The 19,664-nt window shown below is 52.3% G+C and carries 14 protein-coding genes, 2 tRNA genes and 2 rRNA genes; 16 read left to right on the top strand and 2 right to left on the bottom strand.

From position 1 onward, the window contains the following. Positions 1–208: 208 nt before the first annotated feature. Positions 209–1,015, bottom strand: coding sequence for an inner membrane protein YpjD (locus ACG2XO_RS02865; RefSeq protein ID WP_410499329.1), 807 nt, complete (start codon positions 1,013–1,015; stop codon positions 209–211). Between the two features lie 81 nt (positions 1,016–1,096). Between ACG2XO_RS02865 and ffh the strand changes: the two genes are divergently transcribed. The 5 genes from ffh to rplS all read left to right on the top strand — a co-directional run bounded on the left by ffh (position 1,097) and on the right by rplS (position 4,567). Then, positions 1,097–2,440, top strand: coding sequence for a signal recognition particle protein (gene ffh, locus ACG2XO_RS02860; protein ID WP_410499328.1), 1,344 nt, complete (start codon positions 1,097–1,099; stop codon positions 2,438–2,440). A 99-nt stretch (positions 2,441–2,539) separates the two neighbouring features. After that, positions 2,540–2,785: a 30S ribosomal protein S16 gene (gene rpsP / locus ACG2XO_RS02855; protein WP_157670806.1), complete on the top strand. Its 246-nt coding sequence runs from the start codon at positions 2,540–2,542 to the stop codon at positions 2,783–2,785. A gap of 52 nt (positions 2,786–2,837) precedes the next feature. Continuing rightward, positions 2,838–3,341, top strand: coding sequence for a ribosome maturation factor RimM (gene rimM / locus ACG2XO_RS02850; protein ID WP_410499327.1), 504 nt, complete (start codon positions 2,838–2,840; stop codon positions 3,339–3,341). 45 nt (positions 3,342–3,386) lie between these two features. Beyond that, positions 3,387–4,148 carry a tRNA (guanosine(37)-N1)-methyltransferase TrmD gene (gene trmD, locus ACG2XO_RS02845; protein WP_410500225.1) on the top strand — a complete coding sequence of 254 codons (762 nt, stop codon included), beginning with the start codon at positions 3,387–3,389 and terminating at the stop codon, positions 4,146–4,148. Between the two features lie 38 nt (positions 4,149–4,186). Next, entirely contained in the window at positions 4,187–4,567 is a 381-nt protein-coding gene (gene rplS / locus ACG2XO_RS02840; RefSeq protein ID WP_180306044.1) for a 50S ribosomal protein L19, read from the top strand. Between the two features lie 74 nt (positions 4,568–4,641). On the opposite strand, the gene ACG2XO_RS02835 is transcribed toward rplS, so the two are convergent. Continuing rightward, complete coding sequence (locus tag ACG2XO_RS02835; protein WP_410500224.1) at positions 4,642–5,604, bottom strand: polyprenyl synthetase family protein; 963 nt, start codon at positions 5,602–5,604, stop codon at positions 4,642–4,644. Positions 5,605–5,856: 252 nt separating this feature from the next. On the opposite strand from ACG2XO_RS02835, the gene rplU reads away from it, so the two are divergent. From rplU to ACG2XO_RS02780, 11 genes are all read left to right on the top strand, one after another. Continuing rightward, on the top strand, positions 5,857–6,168 hold the full coding sequence (gene rplU, locus ACG2XO_RS02830) for a 50S ribosomal protein L21 (protein ID WP_157670803.1): 312 nt from the start codon (positions 5,857–5,859) through the stop codon (positions 6,166–6,168). Positions 6,169–6,183: 15 nt separating this feature from the next. Further along, positions 6,184–6,456, top strand: coding sequence for a 50S ribosomal protein L27 (gene rpmA / locus ACG2XO_RS02825; RefSeq protein WP_410499326.1), 273 nt, complete (start codon positions 6,184–6,186; stop codon positions 6,454–6,456). A gap of 168 nt (positions 6,457–6,624) precedes the next feature. Then, positions 6,625–7,788, top strand: a complete 1,164-nt coding sequence (gene obgE / locus ACG2XO_RS02820; protein ID WP_410499325.1) for a GTPase ObgE — start codon at positions 6,625–6,627, stop codon at positions 7,786–7,788. A gap of 189 nt (positions 7,789–7,977) precedes the next feature. After that, entirely contained in the window at positions 7,978–9,261 is a 1,284-nt protein-coding gene (locus ACG2XO_RS02815) for a hypothetical protein (protein ID WP_410499324.1), read from the top strand. A 6-nt stretch (positions 9,262–9,267) separates the two neighbouring features. Further along, entirely contained in the window at positions 9,268–9,927 is a 660-nt protein-coding gene (locus tag ACG2XO_RS02810; protein ID WP_410499323.1) for a hypothetical protein, read from the top strand. 110 nt (positions 9,928–10,037) lie between these two features. Next, positions 10,038–12,869 (top strand): ATP-binding protein, encoded by a 2,832-nt coding sequence (locus ACG2XO_RS02805; protein ID WP_410499322.1) that lies wholly within the window; start codon positions 10,038–10,040, stop codon positions 12,867–12,869. 18 nt (positions 12,870–12,887) lie between these two features. Beyond that, positions 12,888–14,048 (top strand): class I SAM-dependent RNA methyltransferase, encoded by a 1,161-nt coding sequence (locus ACG2XO_RS02800; RefSeq protein WP_410499321.1) that lies wholly within the window; start codon positions 12,888–12,890, stop codon positions 14,046–14,048. Positions 14,049–14,456: 408 nt separating this feature from the next. Further along, a 16S ribosomal RNA gene (locus ACG2XO_RS02795) occupies positions 14,457–15,990 on the top strand. A gap of 105 nt (positions 15,991–16,095) precedes the next feature. Next, positions 16,096–16,172, top strand: a tRNA-Ile gene (locus ACG2XO_RS02790). 38 nt (positions 16,173–16,210) lie between these two features. Further along, positions 16,211–16,286 (top strand) — tRNA-Ala (locus ACG2XO_RS02785). A 347-nt stretch (positions 16,287–16,633) separates the two neighbouring features. Further along, positions 16,634–19,520, top strand: a 23S ribosomal RNA gene (locus ACG2XO_RS02780). The 16S and 23S rRNA genes sit together here with 2 tRNA genes alongside, the layout of an rRNA operon. Positions 19,521–19,664: the final 144 nt, after the last annotated feature.

The following is a 19,664-nucleotide window of genomic DNA, read 5'->3' as shown; positions in this document are numbered from 1 at the left end:
ACTCCAATGGGGTATTTGACTGTAAGTAATACCATTTGTATTTATTGTTTATAGGTATTTATCAGTTATATATTTTGTTCAGTCTAGCAGATGCTTGCCAAAATCGTGGCAACTGCGTGGTGATCAGTGGCCGATTGTTGCTTACAAGTTTTTGTTTGTCGTGGTTATTGATGGATGCCGTCGCTTTATTATCTGGGGGTATGTTTGTTTAGGCCTTGTTAAATATTGCTTCTAGTGCAATACGTGAGCCAATGTAACCAAGAAATAACACTGCAAAGGCAATTAGTGTCCAGTTTGCTGCGAAACGGCCTCTCCAGCCGCGGATTTGATGTCCTAGTAGCAAGCTTGCAAACAATGCCCATGAAGCAAGGGCAAGCACGGTTTTGTGTGAAAATTGGGCGATGCTGCCATAGGTTTGAAAGTTGAGTGTGGCTCCTGCGATCAGCGCCAGCGTAAGCAGAATAAATCCGCAGGCGATCGTGCTAAACAATAGTCGCTCTAGCGTAAGTAGCGGCGGTAAGTTGCCGAGCAATAATTTTTTTGCGTGGTGGTGTAGCGTGCTATCGGTCATTCGCATTAAAACTGCGATACCTGCTGCAATAAATAGTGCACTTTGTGCAAGCATAGCCAGCAGAAAGTGCCCGCGTGATAATCCTGTTTGGGCGTAGGTAATGGCGTGGCCTTGTGGCAGGGCAATGGCCAGTGCCGTGAAGGCGGAGGCAAAAATAAACAAAGGGAGTTCAATGCCGTCGAGTCGCAATCTAAGTTGACCTATGCCATAAATGGCGAGTGCAAGCCATGCTGTGAGTGATAGCGCTTCTGATGCGCCAAAAAAAGGGGGCGAGTGCAAAATGCTTTGCGTCTGTGAGCTTGCATGCAGCAAGATGCCGATGGCCAACAGGATGTGAGTGAGCCATTCTGGCAGGATGTGCTGGTTCGCAAGGCGAACTTTGTAAAAATGCCAGCCTAATAGCAGGTAAATCAGCAAAGAGATAGATGCAAGCAAAGTCAGCACGGCAATTGAGGTAAAATGGAAAGTAATTAAGTCTAACAGAGTGGATGTCGTCGCGGCATCTGTCGTTTAAGGAAACGTTGCATGTTTGAAAACTTGTCTGGCCGCCTCGGTGGTGTAGTAAAAACTTTACGCGGCCATTCGCGACTCACTGAGGACAATATTAAGGACGCGCTACGTGAAGTGCGCATGGCTTTGCTTGAGGCTGACGTGGCTTTGCCGGCGGTGAAGCAATTTATTGCCGATGTGAAAGTACGGGCGGAAGGTAAAGAGGTTGTTGGTAGTTTGACGCCGGGTCAGGCGGTTATTGGCGTGGTCTATGAAGAGCTGACCAAGCTGATGGGCGCGCAAAACGATGCATTGAATCTGGCGGCGCAACCCCCCGCTGTGATTTTGATGGCGGGTTTGCAAGGTGCTGGTAAGACCACGACCTCGGGTAAGTTGGCCAAACTGCTGAAAGAAACGCAAAAGAAAAAAGTGTTGCTGGTGTCGACCGACGTCTATCGGCCGGCTGCGATTGAGCAGCTCAAAACCCTAGCTGGGCAGTTGCAAGTTGAGTGGTATCCATCTGATGTAACGCAAAAGCCGGTTGATATTGCCAACGCGGCGATTGATCACGCCAAGCGGCACTTCTTTGATGTGCTGATTGTTGATACTGCAGGTCGTCTGGCGATCGATGAGGCGATGATGCAGGAGATCAAGTCTCTGCATGCCTCGGTAAAGCCTGTTGAGACGCTGTTTGTGGTCGATGCGATGCAGGGGCAGGATGCGGTGAATACCGCACAGGCCTTTAACGAAGCTTTGCCGCTCACTGGTGTGGTATTGACCAAGATGGATGGCGATTCGCGCGGCGGTGCGGCGCTGTCAGTGCGGCATATTACGGGTAAGCCGATTAAGTTCTTGGGTACTGGCGAGAAATTGACTGGCTTGGAGCCATTCCATCCGGATCGGATGGCGAGTCGTGTGCTCGGGATGGGCGATGTTCTGTCGCTGATTGAGGATGTGCAAAATTCGGTTGATGAGGCCGAAGCGCTCAAGATGATGAAAAAGGTCAAATCTGGCAAAGGATTTGATCTGGAAGACTTTAAAACCCAGATACAGCAAATGAAAAAAATGGGGGGCATGGCGGCGTTGATGGATAAGCTGCCGGGGCAATTGAGTGCGATGGCCGATAGCCAGGTGACGGATAAGGCGGTAACGCGGATTGAAGGAATTATCAATTCGATGACGCCATTGGAGCGCCGCAAGCCTGAGTTGCTCAAGGCGAGTCGTAAGCGTCGGATTGCTGCGGGTGCCGGAGTGTCGGTGCAGGAAGTGAATCGTCTGCTCAAACAGTTTGAGCAAACACAGAAAATGATGAAGCAGTTTGCTGGTGGCGGCATGATGAAAATGATGCGCGGGCTCAAGGGCTTAATGCCGGGCATGTAATCGCCGTTCGTTCAATGGTTTTGTATTTGGTCTTGCGGCTGCTATTAAATTCTGGCATGATTGCGAGCTTATTTTTATTTACCAATATTGGGTTTTATTATGGTCGTGATTCGTCTTGCTCGCGGTGGCTCAAAAGATCGCCCGTTCTACAACGTTGTAGTGACTGATTCTCGCAACCGCCGCGATGGTCGTTTCATCGAGCGCGTTGGCTTCTACAATCCACAAGCTGCAGGCGCTGCTGAAGAGTTGCGTTTTGTTGCTGATCGTCTGAACTACTGGTTGGGTGTTGGTGCGCAGCCTTCTGATACCGTAGCTCGTTTGATCAAACAGCAAAAAGCGGCCTAATTTTTCCGTGGTGAAAAATCTTAAAGCCTCGTCAGTGGACGCTCAGAGTGCCGTGCCAGAAGATCTGGTGGTCATGGGTTACATTAGCGGGGCTTTTGGTATTCAGGGTTGGGTGAGTTTGATTGCTGATACGCAGTACGCTGACAGTTTGCTTGACTACAAAACATGGTGGTTGGGTAAAAATGGCCAGTGGAAGTTGTATCAGCTTGCGGATGCACATGTTCAGCCGAAAAAGCTGGGTGCCAAGCTGCAAGGGGTTAACGATCGGGATGCTGCCTTTGCTTTAAAGGGTTGCGAGATCGCGGTGCCGCGTAGCGAAATGCCTGAGCCGGAAGAGGGTGAATACTACTGGGCTGATTTGATCGGTCTGGCGGTAGTGAATACGCAGGGTGAACGCCTTGGTGTTATTGATAAGCTGTTCGAAACTGGCGCTAACGATGTGATTGTCGTTAAAGACGGTGATGAAGAGCGTTTGGTGCCTTTTGTGGCGCACGTCGTACTGGATGTTGATCTTGAAGCGCGTGAAATGCGCGTGGATTGGGGGCTGGATTTTTAATCCGGGCCGTATTCAATGTCTGAGTTAGAAAAACCACGGCGTGGTATGCAGTTTGATGTGGTGACTCTGTTTCCCGAGATGTTTGGCGCCATCACTGCGTACGGCGTCACGCGTCGGGCGGTGGAGCTGGGCTTGATCGGGGTGGAAACCTGCAATCCGCGTGACTTCACGAGCGACAATTATCATCGTGTTGATGATAGGCCGTTCGGCGGTGGTCCGGGGATGGTGATGTTGCCGGCGCCGCTGGATGCTGCCCTTGGGTATAGTAAGCAACGCCAATTAGCGTCCGGCTTGCAGCCGTATACGGTGTATTTATCCCCTCAGGGGGCGCCGTTAACGCATCAGAAGGTCACCGAGTTGGCGAAAAAGCCAGCTTTGATTTTGTTGTGTGGGCGTTATGAGGGGGTTGACGAGCGGGTATTGCAATCGCACGTCGACGAAGAAATCTCGGTGGGTGATTATGTGTTGTCGGGTGGCGAATTGCCGGCGATGATCGTGATCGACGCCGTGTCCCGTCTGTTGCCGGGGGTATTAAATACTGCGGCTAGTGCGGTGGAAGATTCATTTGTGGATGGGTTGCTGGATTGTCCGCATTACACCCGTCCCGAAGTTTATCGCGATATGGTTGTGCCTGAGGTTTTACTTTCGGGTAACCATGCCGCAATAAGGCGCTGGCGTTTGAAGCAATCGCTCGGCCGCACTTGGGTGCGCCGTCCGGATTTGCTGGAAAATCGCCAGTTATCTAAAGAAGAGACTCGTCTTCTGGCCGAATTTAAAACTGAGTATTCGGCGCCACCGCAAGAGTGATTGCGGCAGAAGGTACAAGTCTCATATGGAGCATTAAAATGAACTTGATTCAACAACTCGAGCAAGAAGAAATCGCCCGTTTGGGTAAAACCCTGCCAGAATTTGCGCCAGGCGACACTGTTGTCGTATCGGTAAAAGTAAAAGAGGGTAACCGTGAACGTCTGCAGGCTTACGAAGGTGTAGTAATCGCTAAGCGTAACCGCGGTCTGAACAGCAACTTCATCGTTCGCAAAATTTCTTCTGGTACTGGCGTTGAGCGTACATTCCAGACTTACTCTCCACTGGTGGCTTCGGTTGAAGTTAAACGCCGTGGTGACGTTCGTCGCGCTAAACTGTACTACCTCCGTGATCGTTCAGGTAAATCTGCACGTATCAAGGAAAAATTGCCAGCGCGCAAAGTGGCTGCTCCTGCTGCTTGATTGCCCGGTAATTGAAGCAATAAAAAACCCCGCCTTTGCAAAAGGGCGGGGTTTTTTATTGGCTTGCAGGTATTTTAGCTGTTTCGGTCGATGGCGAGTCTGGCCAGTGCGTCCAGCGCTTCGGTGCATGGATTGCGTGGCAGATTTTTTAAGCAGTCTTTGGCGAGTAGGGCTTCTTTTGTGGCGACTTCCCGGGCGTAGTGCAGGGCGCCGGATTGTTGTACGGCAGCCAGCACGGCATCGAAATGCTCACGTTTGGCATGTTCGAGTGCGTCTTTGACGATGGCGGCAGCATCGGCTTGGCCGTGTTTCATGATGTAAATCAGCGGTAGCGTTGGCTTGCCTTCGGCCAGATCGTCGCCGAGCGATTTGCCGATTTCCTCTTGTTTGCCTGAGTAGTCAAGCACGTCATCAATGATCTGGAATGCGGTGCCCAGATGCATGCCATAGCGTGACAAGGCCTCTTCGGTGTTGGCGTCGCTATGGGTCAGGATGGCGCCCAGTCGTGCTGCAGCTTCAAACAATTTGGCGGTTTTGTAGCGAATGACTTTGAGGTACTCGGCTTCGTCAATGTCGATATTGCCGATATTCATTAGCTGCAAAACTTCGCCTTCGGCGATGACATTGGTGGCATCGGCCAAGACTTCCATGATGCGCATCGAGCCGCAATTGACCATCATCTGGAAGGCGCGGCTGTACAGAAAATCGCCGACCAAAACGCTGGCTGCGTTGCCAAAAAGTGCATTGGCGGTATCGCGGCCGCGGCGCAGGCTTGATTCGTCAACCACATCATCGTGTAGCAGGGTTGCGGTATGAATGAACTCAATGACCGCAGCGAGCTCGTGATGATGCGCTCCCTCGTAGCCGAGTGCCTGTGCTGAGAGCAGGGTGATCATTGGGCGCAAACGTTTGCCGCCCGAGCTGACAATATATTCGGCCACCTGACGAACAAGTACTACGTCAGAATAAAGTCGCTCACGAATGACACCGTCCATGATGGCCATGTCGGCATCGATTACCGACTTTACAAACTGCATCGACACGCTGGGTACCCTTTGGGACAGAGTCGGTCGCGCGAATACGCGGCCGGACTGTGAAATTGAGAATTCGCGTGATCTTAGCAGAAAACCGGCTTTTACGCCCGAATTGCCCGGTGGTTTGCGGTGTGGTGTAGGTAAGTCATTGACTTTATTCGGACAAGCGATTAGTATGCTCGATTCCCGATTTCGGGGAGGCGTGCCGGTGTGAATAGTCCGCGGCACGTTGGGTCAAACTCTTAGGAGCTTGTTATGTATGCAGTCGTAAAAACTGGTGGCAAGCAGTACAAAGTTGCTATCGGCGAAAAACTTAAAGTAGAACAGATATCTGCAGACATCGACAGCCAAATCGTACTGAATGAAGTATTGATGGTGGCAGACGGTGATGCGGTTGTGATTGGTGCCCCAGTGGTTGCCGGCGCTTCCATCAAAGCTACAGTGATTTCTCAAGGTCGTGGTGAGAAGGTTCGCATTTTCAAAATGCGCCGTCGTAAACACTACATGCGTCGTGCTGGCCATCGCCAGAACTACACTGAAATTCGCATTGACGAAATCGTTAAGTAATTAAGGAGCTGAACCATGGCACATAAGAAAGCTGGTGGTAGTTCGCGTAACGGTCGCGATTCAGAAGCCAAACGCTTGGGTATCAAAGTTTACGGTGGTGAATTGATTCCTGCTGGTTCTATCATTGTTCGTCAACGTGGTACTGAATTCCACGCTGGTGACAATGTTGGTATGGGCAAAGATCACACCCTGTTCGCGAAATGTGATGGCTACGTACAATACGCAGTGAAAGGCGCTCTGAAGCGTCGCACTGTCACTGTACTGCCTTACACTGGCGAAGAAGCTTAAGCTTCTTTCCGGTTTGCTTTGAAAGCCCTGTCCACGTGATGGGGCTTTTTTTCTTTGTGGGTTTTGCAGTCTGGCTAGGTGATTTTCCAGATACGTGCCTTGGTATGGGGTTGTATGTGGTAAATCCCTTGGTTTGCGGGGCGATACCCTGTGCGGTAGGAGAGAGTTATGAAGTTTATTGATGAAGCAAAAATTGAAGTAATCGGCGGCAAGGGCGGCAATGGCTCGGCCAGTATGCGCCGCGAAAAATTTGTTCCGCGCGGCGGCCCGGATGGTGGCGATGGCGGCAAGGGCGGCACGGTGTGGGCGATTGCCGACGAAGACATCAATACATTGGTTGATTACCGCTTTGTGCGCAAATACAAAGCGCGCGACGGCGAAGGTGGTCGTGGCGCCGATTGCTACGGCAAGGGCGGCGATGATATCGAATTGCGCATGCCGATTGGCACGACGATTACCGACGCTGAAACCGGTGAACTGGTGGCCGATCTGACCAAAAATGGCGAGCGTTTGCCGATTGCCAAAGGCGGCCAGGGTGGTTTTGGTAATTTGCATTTCAAATCGTCGACTAATCGCGCGCCACGTCAAACGACGCCAGGTGCTGAAGGCGAGCGTCGTGAATTGAAGTTGGAATTGAAAGTGCTGGCTGATGTCGGTCTGCTCGGTATGCCGAACGCTGGCAAATCGACTTTTATTCGCGCTGTTTCGGCTGCGAAACCGAAAGTCGCCGATTATCCGTTTACGACGCTGCACCCCAATTTAGGCGTGGTGCGGATCGACGAAAACCGCAGCTTTGTCATCGCCGACGTGCCGGGTCTGATCGAAGGCGCGGCGGACGGCGCTGGTCTGGGTCATCGCTTTTTGAAGCATTTGCAGCGTACCGGTATTTTGTTGCACCTCGTTGACTTGGCGCCATTTGATTCTGAAGTTGATCCGGTGGCTGAAGCGAACGCGATTGTCGAAGAATTGCGCAAATACGACGAAGAGCTGTACAACAAGCCACGTTGGTTGGTGCTCAATAAAGTCGACATGATCCCGGAAGACGAGCGCGAAGAGCGTGTTCAGGCCTTTCTGCAAGCCTACGGCTGGCAAGCGGGCGAATACGACGAATACGCTGCGTTCGATCCAGCCAAGCCGCGTTATTTTGTCATCGCAGGTTTAACCGGTGAAGGTTGTCGCGATCTGACTTACGCGATTGCCGACTATCTGGAAGCGGCGAAAAAGCTGTTGAAACAACAGGAAGACGACGCCGCAGCGCGTCTGGCTGCCGAACAAGAAGCGCTGCTTGCCGCGCGTGCTGCTGCTTTGGCTGCGGATGGCGATATCGAGTAAGTAATTTGATGGGTATTGCTCTGGGGCTCTTGCTGGTAAAGCGCTTCATGGCAATACCCGTCGCATTTTAATTCTCGATTTGTACCGTCTTCAAATCGTGATTGTGCTGTTGTACCACTTCCCGCTAAAGGCATTGTTTTTCCTGCTATTTGCCTTTAGTCTTGCTGCTTCCCGATTTTTGCGTATCCCATGCAAGACGAAAACCTATTCTCCGATTTTTTTCAGCCCGGTTTTGTTCCGCACGAATTGCCGCAAATGGCCGAGTTGCTGCGTGCGCGCACTTATATCGATGCTTTTATTACGCTGTTTCGCGGTGGCGAGGACGAGGTTTTTGTTCGTCTGATCGTGCTGCGCGAAATTGGCGCGCGCGCCGATGCGCCGCGCTGGTCACCCGCTGATTTGCAATCGCATTTTGCCTATATCAATCAGGTCAAACTCGATACGGTATTGAAACGTCTGCGCGATAACGGCTTGCTGGTGTGGGATAGTGACGAGCAACTGTACGCGATGAGCGAGGCGGGTCGTGTGGCGCTGGCCGCGCTCGGCACGATGATGCAATTTGCCGATGGCGACGCCGAGCTGGGTTATCTGACTTCGCAAGTTGCGGCAGGGCAATCGCTGGGGCAGGTTTCCAACGAAGTGATGCTTAACCTGCTGGCGCGTTTGAACGAGCTGTATGCCGATTTTGAAGCCGCGCTGGAGTCGCAATCGGAATTCCAGATCCGTGCCGCGCGCGAAAAACTCGAAAAAGTCTGGCAATGGGTCGAAAAAGGCACCGATGTGATTCGCACCGTGCTCACCGACGACGCAACCGATCAGCGCGTGTATCAGATTGCGCAAGCGATTGCGCTGGCGCAGGCGCGGATGTTGCGGCTCACTTCGGTGTTTCATCGCCGCTTGTCCGAGCTGGCTTCGCAGCGCGTGCATCTGGGGCAGTCCGGCCTGTCAACGACCAACGTCGCCGACTGGTTGCGCCAGCAAACGCAGGAAAAACTGGCCGGCCTTGGCCGTGACCTGATTCTGTTCCATCCCGAGCCGCATTTTGTTGTGTCCGATATTCTGCTCGACGTCGCCGAATATGAAATTTGCGAGCGCGAGCGCCCGGTCAATCTCGTCAGCGAAATGCCAGCGGGCGCTGCCGCGCAGGAAGTCGGTGAAGTCGAAGCCGAGCGCCTGATGCTGGCCGAGTCTTTGTATGAAGACCTGAATCGTCTGGTGGCCGATGGTATCGGTGGAGACTTGCCTGCCGCAGTGATTGCGCCGACCTACAACGAAACGGCTTACCGTTTGTCTCTGTTGTCGCTCTTGGGCGATGCCGAGGCGGCACTGGAAAAAAGCGTCGTCGCCGATATTGTCAAAATCCCGCTGCAGCTTGAAACCAGCGGTGAATTATTTGAACCCGATCACCCCGAAGTCGCCAGTATTAGTCATGGCCGCCTGACCCCGATGAAAACAATGATGAAGAAAGGCTGATAGAGCATGGATCAAGCCCTCAATATTTTGGTTGCGCGCCTGCTGGCGCAGCGTTTTGTTTTGCGCAAAGACCCTCTCGCGCGCCGTGCGCTGATTGATGAGTCTTTTCGCGAATCACTCGAACACCGTCTAGCCGAATGCGGCTTGCAGTTACTGGAAAATCCCTACGCTGAACACATCGCGGTGGCGCTGCAGCCGCATATGGAAGAATGGGTTTTCGGTGAGGGCGAAAATTGGCTGTCGAATAATATGGGCTTGCCGCGCGACGGCATTGCCTTGCTGGTTGTTGTCTGGGCGCTGATTATTTTGCCGAAACGCGAACGCCAGATTGCGCGCGTTGAAGCGGGCAACGAAGATCAAGGCGATATGTTCGGCGCTGAAAAGCCGATCGAACACGGTGAAAATGTCGCGCTCGGCGTATCGGAAGATGCGCTGTACGCCGATTTTGGCAAAGTGCTCGGCGGCAAAATGCGCTTTACGACCAATCTGGGGCAGCTGTCCAAGCTCGGTTTTGTCGTTCGCCGTAACCGGATGATTTATGAAGGCCCGATGCTCGATCTGATGATCGACTACGCCAAGCTCGCGCCGCGCATTATCAACGGCGCACTCGCCGATATTCTTCAATTATCTGGCACGAAAGTGGTAACTGATGCGGAGGTGAACTGATGTTCCAGATTAAAACCATCGGAATGGCGCATTGGGATTTTTGGCTGCAGATTTCGGTGCCGCCAGCTGGTTCGCAAATTGTGACCGCAGTCGCTGTGGAGACATATTAAATGTTCCAGATTAAAACGATAGAGATGGTGCATTGGGATTTTTGGCAACGAATTTCAGTGCCGCTTGATGCGCAAATTGTGACTGTCGTCGGGCCCAATGGTTCGGGTAAAACCACGCTGCTCGATGCATTGCGTACGATGCTGGCGCTTAAATGTTCAGGCCGTCGTGATTACAAACGTTATGTTCGTAATAACAAAGAAAACATCGCCTGGCTGCGTGCGGTGGTCAGCAATCCGAAGCGCAGTGGCGGTGGCTTTTTCCCTTATCTGTTTTTTCCGATGACCAGCGAAACAGTGACGCTGTTTTGCCGGATCAAGAAGCAGGGCGGCGACTGGGTTCGCCAGTATGCGATTGCCGAGGGCGATGCGCAGCTCGACGGGCAAACCGAAAACACTTTGCAATGGCTGGGTGTGGGTGATTACCGCCGCCGCCTTGAGCAAGCCGGGCTGACTCCGGCAATTGCCGAGGTATTGGCGCTGGAGCAAGGTGATACGGACAAGCTGTGCGAATACTCCCCTAAGGCATTGCTCGATCTGGTGTTTCAGGTTTTTGGCGACAAGGAAGTACTCGATCATTATCAGGAAGCCAAAGTGCGCCTGCGCGAGGCCGAGGGCGAACTCGACAAAATGCAGCAGCAATTGTCGCAGCTTGGATTAGACGTCGAGCGTTTCCGCCTGCGCGCGAGCAGCTATTTAGAATGGTGTTCGCTCGGCACCGATACCGTACGGCTGGAAAACGAAGTCATTCCGGCGCTGCAAGTGGCCGAAGCGCAAGACACGCTGCGCAACTACATTGCTCAATTTAAGCAAAATCGTCGCAATCTCTGGCATAAACGCAGCGATTTGATCCAGCTCGACAAACGGCTGGCGGTGGCGCAGCTGGCGGCGAACCAAACGCTGAGTGGTGAGCAGCAAAGCAAAGTCGATTACGACGCGATGTTTGCCAAGTTTCAGGAAGTGCGCGACGCAGCGCGTGATACCGAGCGCATTATGCGCGAAGGTGAAAAGCTGCGAGAGCTCGCCGAGCGCGAACACGGCGCTGACGCGATAGGCTTGAACGACAGACTTGCCGATCTGAAAGTGCTCGAAACCGAGAAAAAACTCGCGTTGAAAAACGCGCGCGACGAACGTCAGCAATTGTCCGAAGCACAATTTGCGCTGCAGGCGGGTAAAGCGCCGTCGCCCGAATTCGTTCGCCAGATGCGCGCCGCGCTCGACGAAGCCGGTATTCCGCATCAACTGCTGACCGAAATTTGTGAAGTACAAGATCCGGCCTGGCAGGATGCGGTCGAGGCCTTGCTCGCGCCGTCGCGCCATCTGATTTTGCTGCAGCGCGAAGCCGATAAACAGCGCGCGTGGGAAGTTGGTGAACGCCTGCGTTATCGCCACTTTATCGTGTCCGAGCGCGAACCTGCGCCGCGCGCCAATCTGGGCTCGGTGCTGGAAATCATTGATTTCAAAGCGCCAGTGCCAGCATGGCTGAGTCGTCAGCTCAATGGCATTCAGCGCGTGAAGTCGGTTGAAGCGGGTAGTCGCATCAGCAGCGACTGGATTACCCGTGAGGGGTATTATCGTGAGCGCCGCGGTGCGCGTTTCATTGGGGTCGATACCCGTGAATATGCCTTTGGTGAAGCCGCGCGTCATTCGCGTCTGAATGATATTGCGTTGCGCCTGAAGGCCTTGAATGATCAGATTCTGGATCAGGAAACCGACTTTGCCAGCGTACAGCGCGATATTCAGGCAATTACCGTGCAGTTGATGGGCATGCAGGCGGTGTTGCAGCTCGCGTCGCGTCAGACCGAGTTTGCTGCAGCGGCCGAGCGCTTCCCGTTTGAACAAGCTGAAGTGCAACGTTTGGGTGCTGAATTGGCTGCTGCGCAAGCCTCGCTCGAAGGCTCACGCGAAAGCCGTGCCGATTTGCGTCTGGCCGCGCAAAAAATTGAAATCGAACGTGATCAATTCCGTCGCGCGGTCGAAGAATTGCAAGCGCAAATTACTCGCCAGCGTAATGAAATCAGCCGCCAGCTCGGCGCGATTCGCGTGCTGAAAGAAAAGGCTTTGCCTGCGTGGTTGTTGCCGAATGTGTTGGCGCAATTGAAAGAAGAGTATCGCAGCGTCACCGAAGTGCGTCACATCATCGAGCGCCAGCAAGAGCAATTGACGCAAGCGCATTGGGAAAAAGACGAAACCATCATCCAGCGTCGCGATAAATTGGTCGCCGATTACGATGCGCTCGAAGATGAATCACAAGGGCATCGCCAGGAAGTTGAACGTACCGGCCAACTGACCGAAGAAGCCCGCGCGGCGTATATCAATAAGCTACGCGCGACAGTTCGTGCCTATGGTCGCAATATTAAAGGCCTCGGTGATCTGGCCGGTATCGACGTCGAACTCGATATGCCGCATCTGGAAAACGACGACGTCGTGTTGGCGCAAGCCGGCCTGACCGCACGCTTCAACTTCGACCAGAAAGGCATGATGGGTTTGAACGACGGCGAAGCCTCGGGTGGTCAACAGGTGATGAAGTCGTTGATTCTGCTGATCGGCCTGATGATGGACGACAGCAACCCGTCGGGCTTTGTCTTTATCGACGAGCCGTTTGCCCACTTGGATATTTTCAATATTGACCGTGTTGGCGCTTTCCTGAAGGCAACGCAGGCTCAGTATTTGATTACCACGCCATTAACGCATAACACCAATGTGTATGGCCCGTCCGAGCTAACGCTGACGACGCGTAAAAAACGTCCGGGCGAAACTTGGGCACCTTTGATCATGCAAACCCGCCGCCGTACCGAGCCGCTCGATGCGGGTATAGTGACTACAACCGTTTAGTTTTAAAAGAAGAAGCCAGTGCTGCAAATATTTGAATTTTTCGCCCCATGTCCGCGTGGTCTTGAGCCGATTCTGGAACAGGAATTGTTGGCGCAGGGCGCCAAGAAAGTCAAAGTCACCGACGGTGGCGTGGCTTTCGCAGGTCCATGGACGGTGATGTACAAGGCGAATCTGTATTCGCGCGTGGCCAGCCGTATCTTGTGGAAGCTGGTTGAAAAACCGTACCGCACGGAAGACGACATTTTCCGCATGGCGCGTGATACCGAATGGGCTGATATTTTTGCTGTTGAAAACACGATCAAAGTGACAGTAACCGCAGTGCGCTCACCATTGCGCAGCCTCGATTTTATTGCGCTGAAAGTCAAAGACGGCGTTTGTGATCGTTTCCGCCTGAAGTGCGGCAATCGCCCCAGCGTTGATACCAAAGAGCCGGACATGCGGATTCATCTGTATTTGTCCGACAAAATGGCGACGTTGTATCTCGATACCTCGGGTGAGGCGCTGTTCAAACGTGGTTATCGCGTTGAAACGGGCGATGCGCCGGTGCGTGAAAATCTGGCGGCGGGGATTTTGTCGCTCAGTGGCTGGACACCGGATCAGCCTTTTTACGATCCAATGTGCGGCTCGGGTACTTTCCTGATTGAAGCGGCGATGATCGCACGCAATATCGCACCGGGTATTCGCCGCTCGTTCGCTTTTCAGCAAATGCGGATGTTTGACGATGCTTTCTGGCAAAGCGTACGCGCCGAAGCCAAGGCCAAGGAAACAAGTTCGAATAATCTGATTTCGGGTTCGGACGTATCAAGTACGGTACTGATTCACGCCAAAGCCAATATTGCTGCAGCAGGTCTGGACGCTGCGATTCAATTAAAACAATTGAATGTGCTTGACGCCAAGCCGCCAGCAGAGTCGGGCGTGTGGGTTTGCAACCCGCCATACGGTGCGCGCATGGATGAAAAAGAGCATCTGGCGACTTTGTACCCGCAATGGGCTAGCGTTTTGAAGCAGCGTTTTGCCGGCTGGAATGCTTATTTCCTGACTGCCGATCTGGATATGCCCAAATACATGCGTCTGAAAGCATCGAAACGCACCGTGCTATTTAATGGCCCGCTTGAATGCCGTTTGTTTGAATACAAAATGATTGCTGGCGGCAATCGCGATAAGCCAGCGAAAGACTAAATAAGCCTGTTTGTTGCGTAGAACTTAGTGAAAACAAAGCCCGCGCCAGCGGGCTTTGTGCTTTTCAGCCTTTAGCCTGCTGCGATGCGTTTTATAGGTTCTTTTTGTTTTCAGTGACTTAACGCCTTTGTGGCATTTTCTTGCTCGATAGCAGTTGACGGGTTCCGGTCCGATGGGTATAGTTCGGCCTCTCTGCTGATGACGCAACGAAACGAAGTGTGTTTCTTGGTTGTTCAGCCCGATCTTTAACAATCTACAGCCGATGAGTGTGAGCCCTTGATTCGTAAGTCAAATCAAGTGCTTGCACTCAATTGAAAAGAAAATTGAAAGACGAACTCTTTAGAGTTTATCTCGCAGTTTCTTTGAGTATTGAAGTACAAGCCAAGTAGTAAAAATAGCATAGCGATTAAACGAAAGAGTTTGATCCTGGCTCAGATTGAACGCTGGCGGCATGCTTTACACATGCAAGTCGAACGGCAGCACGGACTTCGGTCTGGTGGCGAGTGGCGAACGGGTGAGTAATACATCGGAACGTACCCAGTAATGGGGGATAACTATCCGAAAGGATAGCTAATACCGCATACGCCCTACGGGGGAAAGAGGGGGATCGCAAGACCTCTTGTTATTGGAGCGGCCGATGGCTGATTAGCTAGTTGGTGAGGTAAAGGCTCACCAAGGCGACGATCAGTAGCGGGTCTTAGAGGACGATCCGCCACACTGGAACTGAGACACGGTCCAGACTCCTACGGGAGGCAGCAGTGGGGAATCTTGGACAATGGGCGCAAGCCTGATCCAGCAATGCCGCGTGCGTGAAGAAGGCCTTCGGGTTGTAAAGCGCTTTTGTCTGGGAGCAAATCCTTGTGGCTAATACCCACCGGGGATGAGAGTACCAGAAGAATAAGGACCGGCTAACTACGTGCCAGCAGCCGCGGTAATACGTAGGGTCCAAGCGTTAATCGGAATTACTGGGCGTAAAGCGTGCGCAGGTGGTTTGTTAAGCGCGATGTGAAATCCCCGAGCTCAACTTGGGAATTGCATTGCGAACTGGCTAACTAGAGTACGGCAGAGGGGGGTGGAATTCCACGTGTAGCAGTGAAATGCGTAGAGATGTGGAGGAACACCGATGGCGAAGGCAACCCCCTGGGCTGATACTGACACTCATGCACGAAAGCGTGGGGAGCAAACAGGATTAGATACCCTGGTAGTCCACGCCCTAAACGATGTCAACTAGTTGTTGGGCTTTTCGGAGCTTAGTAACGCAGCTAACGCGTGAAGTTGACCGCCTGGGGAGTACGGTCGCAAGACTAAAACTCAAAGGAATTGACGGGGGCCCGCACAAGCGGTGGATGATGTGGATTAATTCGATGCAACGCGAAAAACCTTACCTGGTCTTGACATGTACGGAATCCTTGAGAGATCGAGGAGTGCCTTCGGGAGCCGTAACACAGGTGCTGCATGGCTGTCGTCAGCTCGTGTCGTGAGATGTTGGGTTAAGTCCCGCAACGAGCGCAACCCTTGCCATTAGTTGCCAGCATTCAGTTGGGCACTTTAATGGGACTGCCGGTGACAAACCGGAGGAAGGTGGGGATGACGTCAAGTCCTCATGGCCCTTATGACCAGGGCTTCACACGTCATACAATGGTCGGTACAGAGGGTCGCTAACCCGCGAGGGGGTGCCAATCTCACAAAACCGATCGTAGTCCGGATTGCACTCTGCAACTCGAGTGCATGAAGTCGGAATCGCTAGTAATCGCGGATCAGCATGTCGCGGTGAATACGTTCCCGGGCCTTGTACACACCGCCCGTCACACCATGGGAGTGGGTTTCACCAGAAGTAGGTAGGCTAACCGCAAGGAGGCCGCTTACCACGGTGGGATTCATGACTGGGGTGAAGTCGTAACAAGGTAGCCGTAGGGGAACCTGCGGCTGGATCACCTCCTTTCAAGAGCAAGACCTGCGGGTCAAGGACTCACACTCATCGGCTGTAAATTTGAAGATACAGAGACGACTTCATTCATAAATGAAAGAAGTTGTTGAGTTGGAAGCTGGGTCAGTAGCTCAGTCGGTTAGAGCACCGTGTTGATAACGCGGGGGTCATAGGTTCGATTCCTATCTGACCCACCATTGACGAGTCAATGGAAACAGCTTAGTCATGCCAGATTGGGGGATTAGCTCAGTTGGGAGAGCACCTGCTTTGCAAGCAGGGGGTCGTCGGTTCGATCCCGTCATCCTCCACCACGCCTTGCGGCGAGCACTGTGCAAGCGGTGGCGCAGCAAACAAGAGTTCAGAATTCAGTCAGTAGACGAATCAGAAATAATGATTCGGTCTGGTGATTTTGTTCTGGTTTCTTAAATCAGACCCACACAGGAATGTGTGACTGTATCGTTCTTTAACAAAATAGAAGAAGTAATATCTCCTAATTAAACAATGTGAAAACAGGGTAACTTGTTTTTACAGTAATAAATTGGGTTGATTGTATCTGCTGATCGAAAGATCAGCCGTTGTAGGACCTGAGAAACCCTACAACAAGTCGTAAATACGAAACTCTGACCAAGAGTACGGTAAAACGTGTTTGAGGTTATAGGATCAAGCGAATAAGTGCATCTGGTGGATGCCTTGGCGATGATAGGCGACGAAGGACGTGATAGCCTGCGATAAGCGTGGGGGAGCTGGCAAAGCGCTTTGATCCCACGATTTCCGAATGGGGAAACCCGGCCCTTTTGGGTCACTCATCACTGAATACATAGGTGATGTAGAGCGAACGCGGTGAACTGAAACATCTAAGTAACCGCAGGAAAAGAAATCAACCGAGATTCCCAAAGTAGTGGCGAGCGAAATGGGAAGAGCCTGTACGTGATAACTCAAAGCTTAATAGAAGGCAATGGAAAGTGCCGCCATAGTGGGTGATAGCCCCGTATATGAAAAGCATTGGGTGGTACTAAGCGTACGAGAAGTAGGGCGGGACACGAGAAATCCTGTTTGAAGATGGGGGGACCATCCTCCAAGGCTAAATACTCATCATCGACCGATAGTGAACCAGTACCGTGAGGGAAAGGCGAAAAGAACCCCGGGAGGGGAGTGAAATAGAACCTGAAACCGGATGCATACAAACAGTGGGAGCCCACAAGTTGGGTGACTGCGTACCTTTTGTATAATGGGTCAGCGACTTACGTTCAGTAGCAAGCTTAACCAAATAGGGGAGGCGTAGGGAAACCGAGTCCGAATAGGGCGCACAGTTGCTGGGCGTAGACCCGAAACCAAGTGATCTAGCCATGGCCAGGATGAAGGTGCGGTAACACGCACTGGAGGTCCGAACCCACTAACGTTGCAAAGTTAGGGGATGAGCTGTGGCTAGGGGTGAAAGGCTAAACAAACTTGGAAATAGCTGGTTCTCCTCGAAAACTATTTAGGTAGTGCCTCATGTATCACTGACGGGGGTAAAGCACTGTTATGGCTAGGGGGTCATCGCGACTTACCAAACCATGGCAAACTCTGAATACCGTCAAGTGCGAGCATGGGAGACAGTCCTGGGGTGCTAACGTCCTGGGACAAGAGGGAAACAACCCAGACCGCCGTCTAAGGTCCCAAATGATCAATTAAGTGGAAAACGAGGTGGGAAGGCACAGACAGCCAGGATGTTGGCTTAGAAGCAGCCATCATTTAAAGAAAGCGTAATAGCTCACTGGTCGAGTCGTCCTGCGCGGAAGATGTAACGGGGCTCAAATTGATAACCGAAGACGCGGATATGTACGATGTACATATGGTAGAGGAGCGTTCTGTAAGCCTGTGAAGGTGTCTTGAGAAGGATGCTGGAGGTATCAGAAGTGCGAATGCTGACATGAGTAGCGATAAAGGGGGTGAAAAGCCCCCTCACCGAAAACCCCAGGTTTCCTGCGCAACGTTCATCGGCGCAGGGTGAGTCGGCCCCTAAGGCGAGGCAGAAATGCGTAGTCGATGGGAAACAGGTTAATATTCCTGTACTTGGTATTAGTGCGATGTGGGGACGGAGAAGGTTACCTCAGCCAACGGTTGGAAGAGTTGGTTTAAGCGTGTAGGCGTGTAGCTTAGGCAAATCCGGGCTACTTTAACGCTGAGGCGTGATGACGAGTCGACTTGTCGACGAAGTGAGCGATACCCTGCTTCCAAGAAAAGCCACTAAGCTTCAGCTAATATCGAACCGTACCGCAAACCGACACAGGTGGGTAGGAAGAGTATTCTAAGGTGCTTGAGAGAACTCGGGAGAAGGAACTCGGCAAATTGACACCGTAACTTCGGGAGAAGGTGTGCCTCTAGTAGGTGAAGGTGTACAACTGGAGCCCAATGAGGCCGCAGAGAAATGAGGGCTGCGACTGTTTATCAAAAACACAGCACTGTGCTAACACGAAAGTGGATGTATACGGTGTGACGCCTGCCCGGTGCTGGAAGATTAAATGATGGGGTGCAAGCTCTTGATTGAAGTCCCAGTAAACGGCGGCCGTAACTATAACGGTCCTAAGGTAGCGAAATTCCTTGTCGGGTAAGTTCCGACCCGCACGAATGGCGTAACGATGGCCCTACTGTCTCCTCCCGAGACTCAGCGAAGTTGAAGTGTTTGTGAAGATGCAATCTCCCCGCTGCTAGACGGAAAGACCCCGTGAACCTTTACTGTAGCTTTGCATTGGACTTTGAAGTGGTTTGTGTAGGATAGGTGGGAGGCTTTGAAGCTGGAACGCTAGTTTCAGTGGAGCCGTCCTTGAAATACCACCCTGACCCCTTTGAGGTTCTAACCTTGGTCCGTTATCCGGATCGGGGACCGTGCATGGTAGGCAGTTTGACTGGGGCGGTCTCCTCCCAAATTGTAACGGAGGAGCTCGAAGGTCGCCTAGGTACGGTCGGACATCGTACTGATAGTGTAATGGCAAAAGGCGGCTTAACTGCGAGACCGACAAGTCGAGCAGGTGCGAAAGCAGGACATAGTGATCCGGTGGTTCTGAATGGAAGGGCCATCGCTCAACGGATAAAAGGTACTCCGGGGATAACAGGCTGATTCCGCCCAAGAGTTCACATCGACGGCGGAGTTTGGCACCTCGATGTCGGCTCATCACATCCTGGGGCTGTAGCCGGTCCCAAGGGTATGGCTGTTCGCCATTTAAAGTGGTACGTGAGCTGGGTTCAAAACGTCGTGAGACAGTTTGGTCCCTATCTGCAGTGGGCGTTGGAAGTTTGAGGGGGGCTGCTCCTAGTACGAGAGGACCGGAGTGGACTGACCTCTGGTGTACCGGTTGTCACGCCAGTGGCATTGCCGGGTAGCTAAGTCGGGAATAGATAAGCGCTGAAAGCATCTAAGCGCGAAACTAGCCTCAAGATGAGACTTCCCTAGGTCTTTAAGACCTCTAAAGGATCGTTCGAGACCAGGACGTTGATAGGTCGGGTGTGGAAGCGTAGTAATACGTTAAGCTAACCGATACTAATAGCCCGTGAGGCTTGATCCTATAACCTGAGACGCGTTGTTGCGATGAAGGTGCAATTGACCCGATTGCGAATTGAATAAGATAAAGAGAGACCGGTGAAGCGAAAGCTGAGCTGATGAAAGATTACTTCTTCTATTGATTTCGAGTGGTTGCAAAGGTAAAAGC

Source organism: Chitinibacter sp. S2-10, from assembly GCF_046530675.1.
In the GTDB taxonomy this organism is placed as follows: Bacteria; Pseudomonadota; Gammaproteobacteria; order Burkholderiales; family Chitinibacteraceae; genus Chitinibacter.
The sequence above is the reverse complement of the archived record's forward strand: the minus strand, read 5'-3'. Positions and strand labels throughout refer to the sequence as shown.

Excerpts from the sequence above, each read along its gene's own strand:
- ffh (WP_410499328.1), top strand. The coding sequence starts at position 1,097 with ATGTTTGAAAACTTGTCTGGCCGCCTCGGTGGTGTAGTAAAAACTTTA.
- rpsP (WP_157670806.1), top strand. The coding sequence starts at position 2,540 with ATGGTCGTGATTCGTCTTGCTCGCGGTGGCTCAAAAGATCGCCCGTTC.
- trmD (WP_410500225.1), top strand. The coding sequence starts at position 3,387 with ATGCAGTTTGATGTGGTGACTCTGTTTCCCGAGATGTTTGGCGCCATC.
- rplS (WP_180306044.1), top strand. The coding sequence starts at position 4,187 with ATGAACTTGATTCAACAACTCGAGCAAGAAGAAATCGCCCGTTTGGGT.
- ACG2XO_RS02835 (WP_410500224.1), bottom strand. The coding sequence starts at position 5,604 with ATGCAGTTTGTAAAGTCGGTAATCGATGCCGACATGGCCATCATGGAC.
- rplU (WP_157670803.1), top strand. The coding sequence starts at position 5,857 with ATGTATGCAGTCGTAAAAACTGGTGGCAAGCAGTACAAAGTTGCTATC.
- rpmA (WP_410499326.1), top strand. The coding sequence starts at position 6,184 with ATGGCACATAAGAAAGCTGGTGGTAGTTCGCGTAACGGTCGCGATTCA.
- obgE (WP_410499325.1), top strand. The coding sequence starts at position 6,625 with ATGAAGTTTATTGATGAAGCAAAAATTGAAGTAATCGGCGGCAAGGGC.
- ACG2XO_RS02815 (WP_410499324.1), top strand. The coding sequence starts at position 7,978 with ATGCAAGACGAAAACCTATTCTCCGATTTTTTTCAGCCCGGTTTTGTT.
- ACG2XO_RS02810 (WP_410499323.1), top strand. The coding sequence starts at position 9,268 with ATGGATCAAGCCCTCAATATTTTGGTTGCGCGCCTGCTGGCGCAGCGT.
- ACG2XO_RS02805 (WP_410499322.1), top strand. The coding sequence starts at position 10,038 with ATGTTCCAGATTAAAACGATAGAGATGGTGCATTGGGATTTTTGGCAA.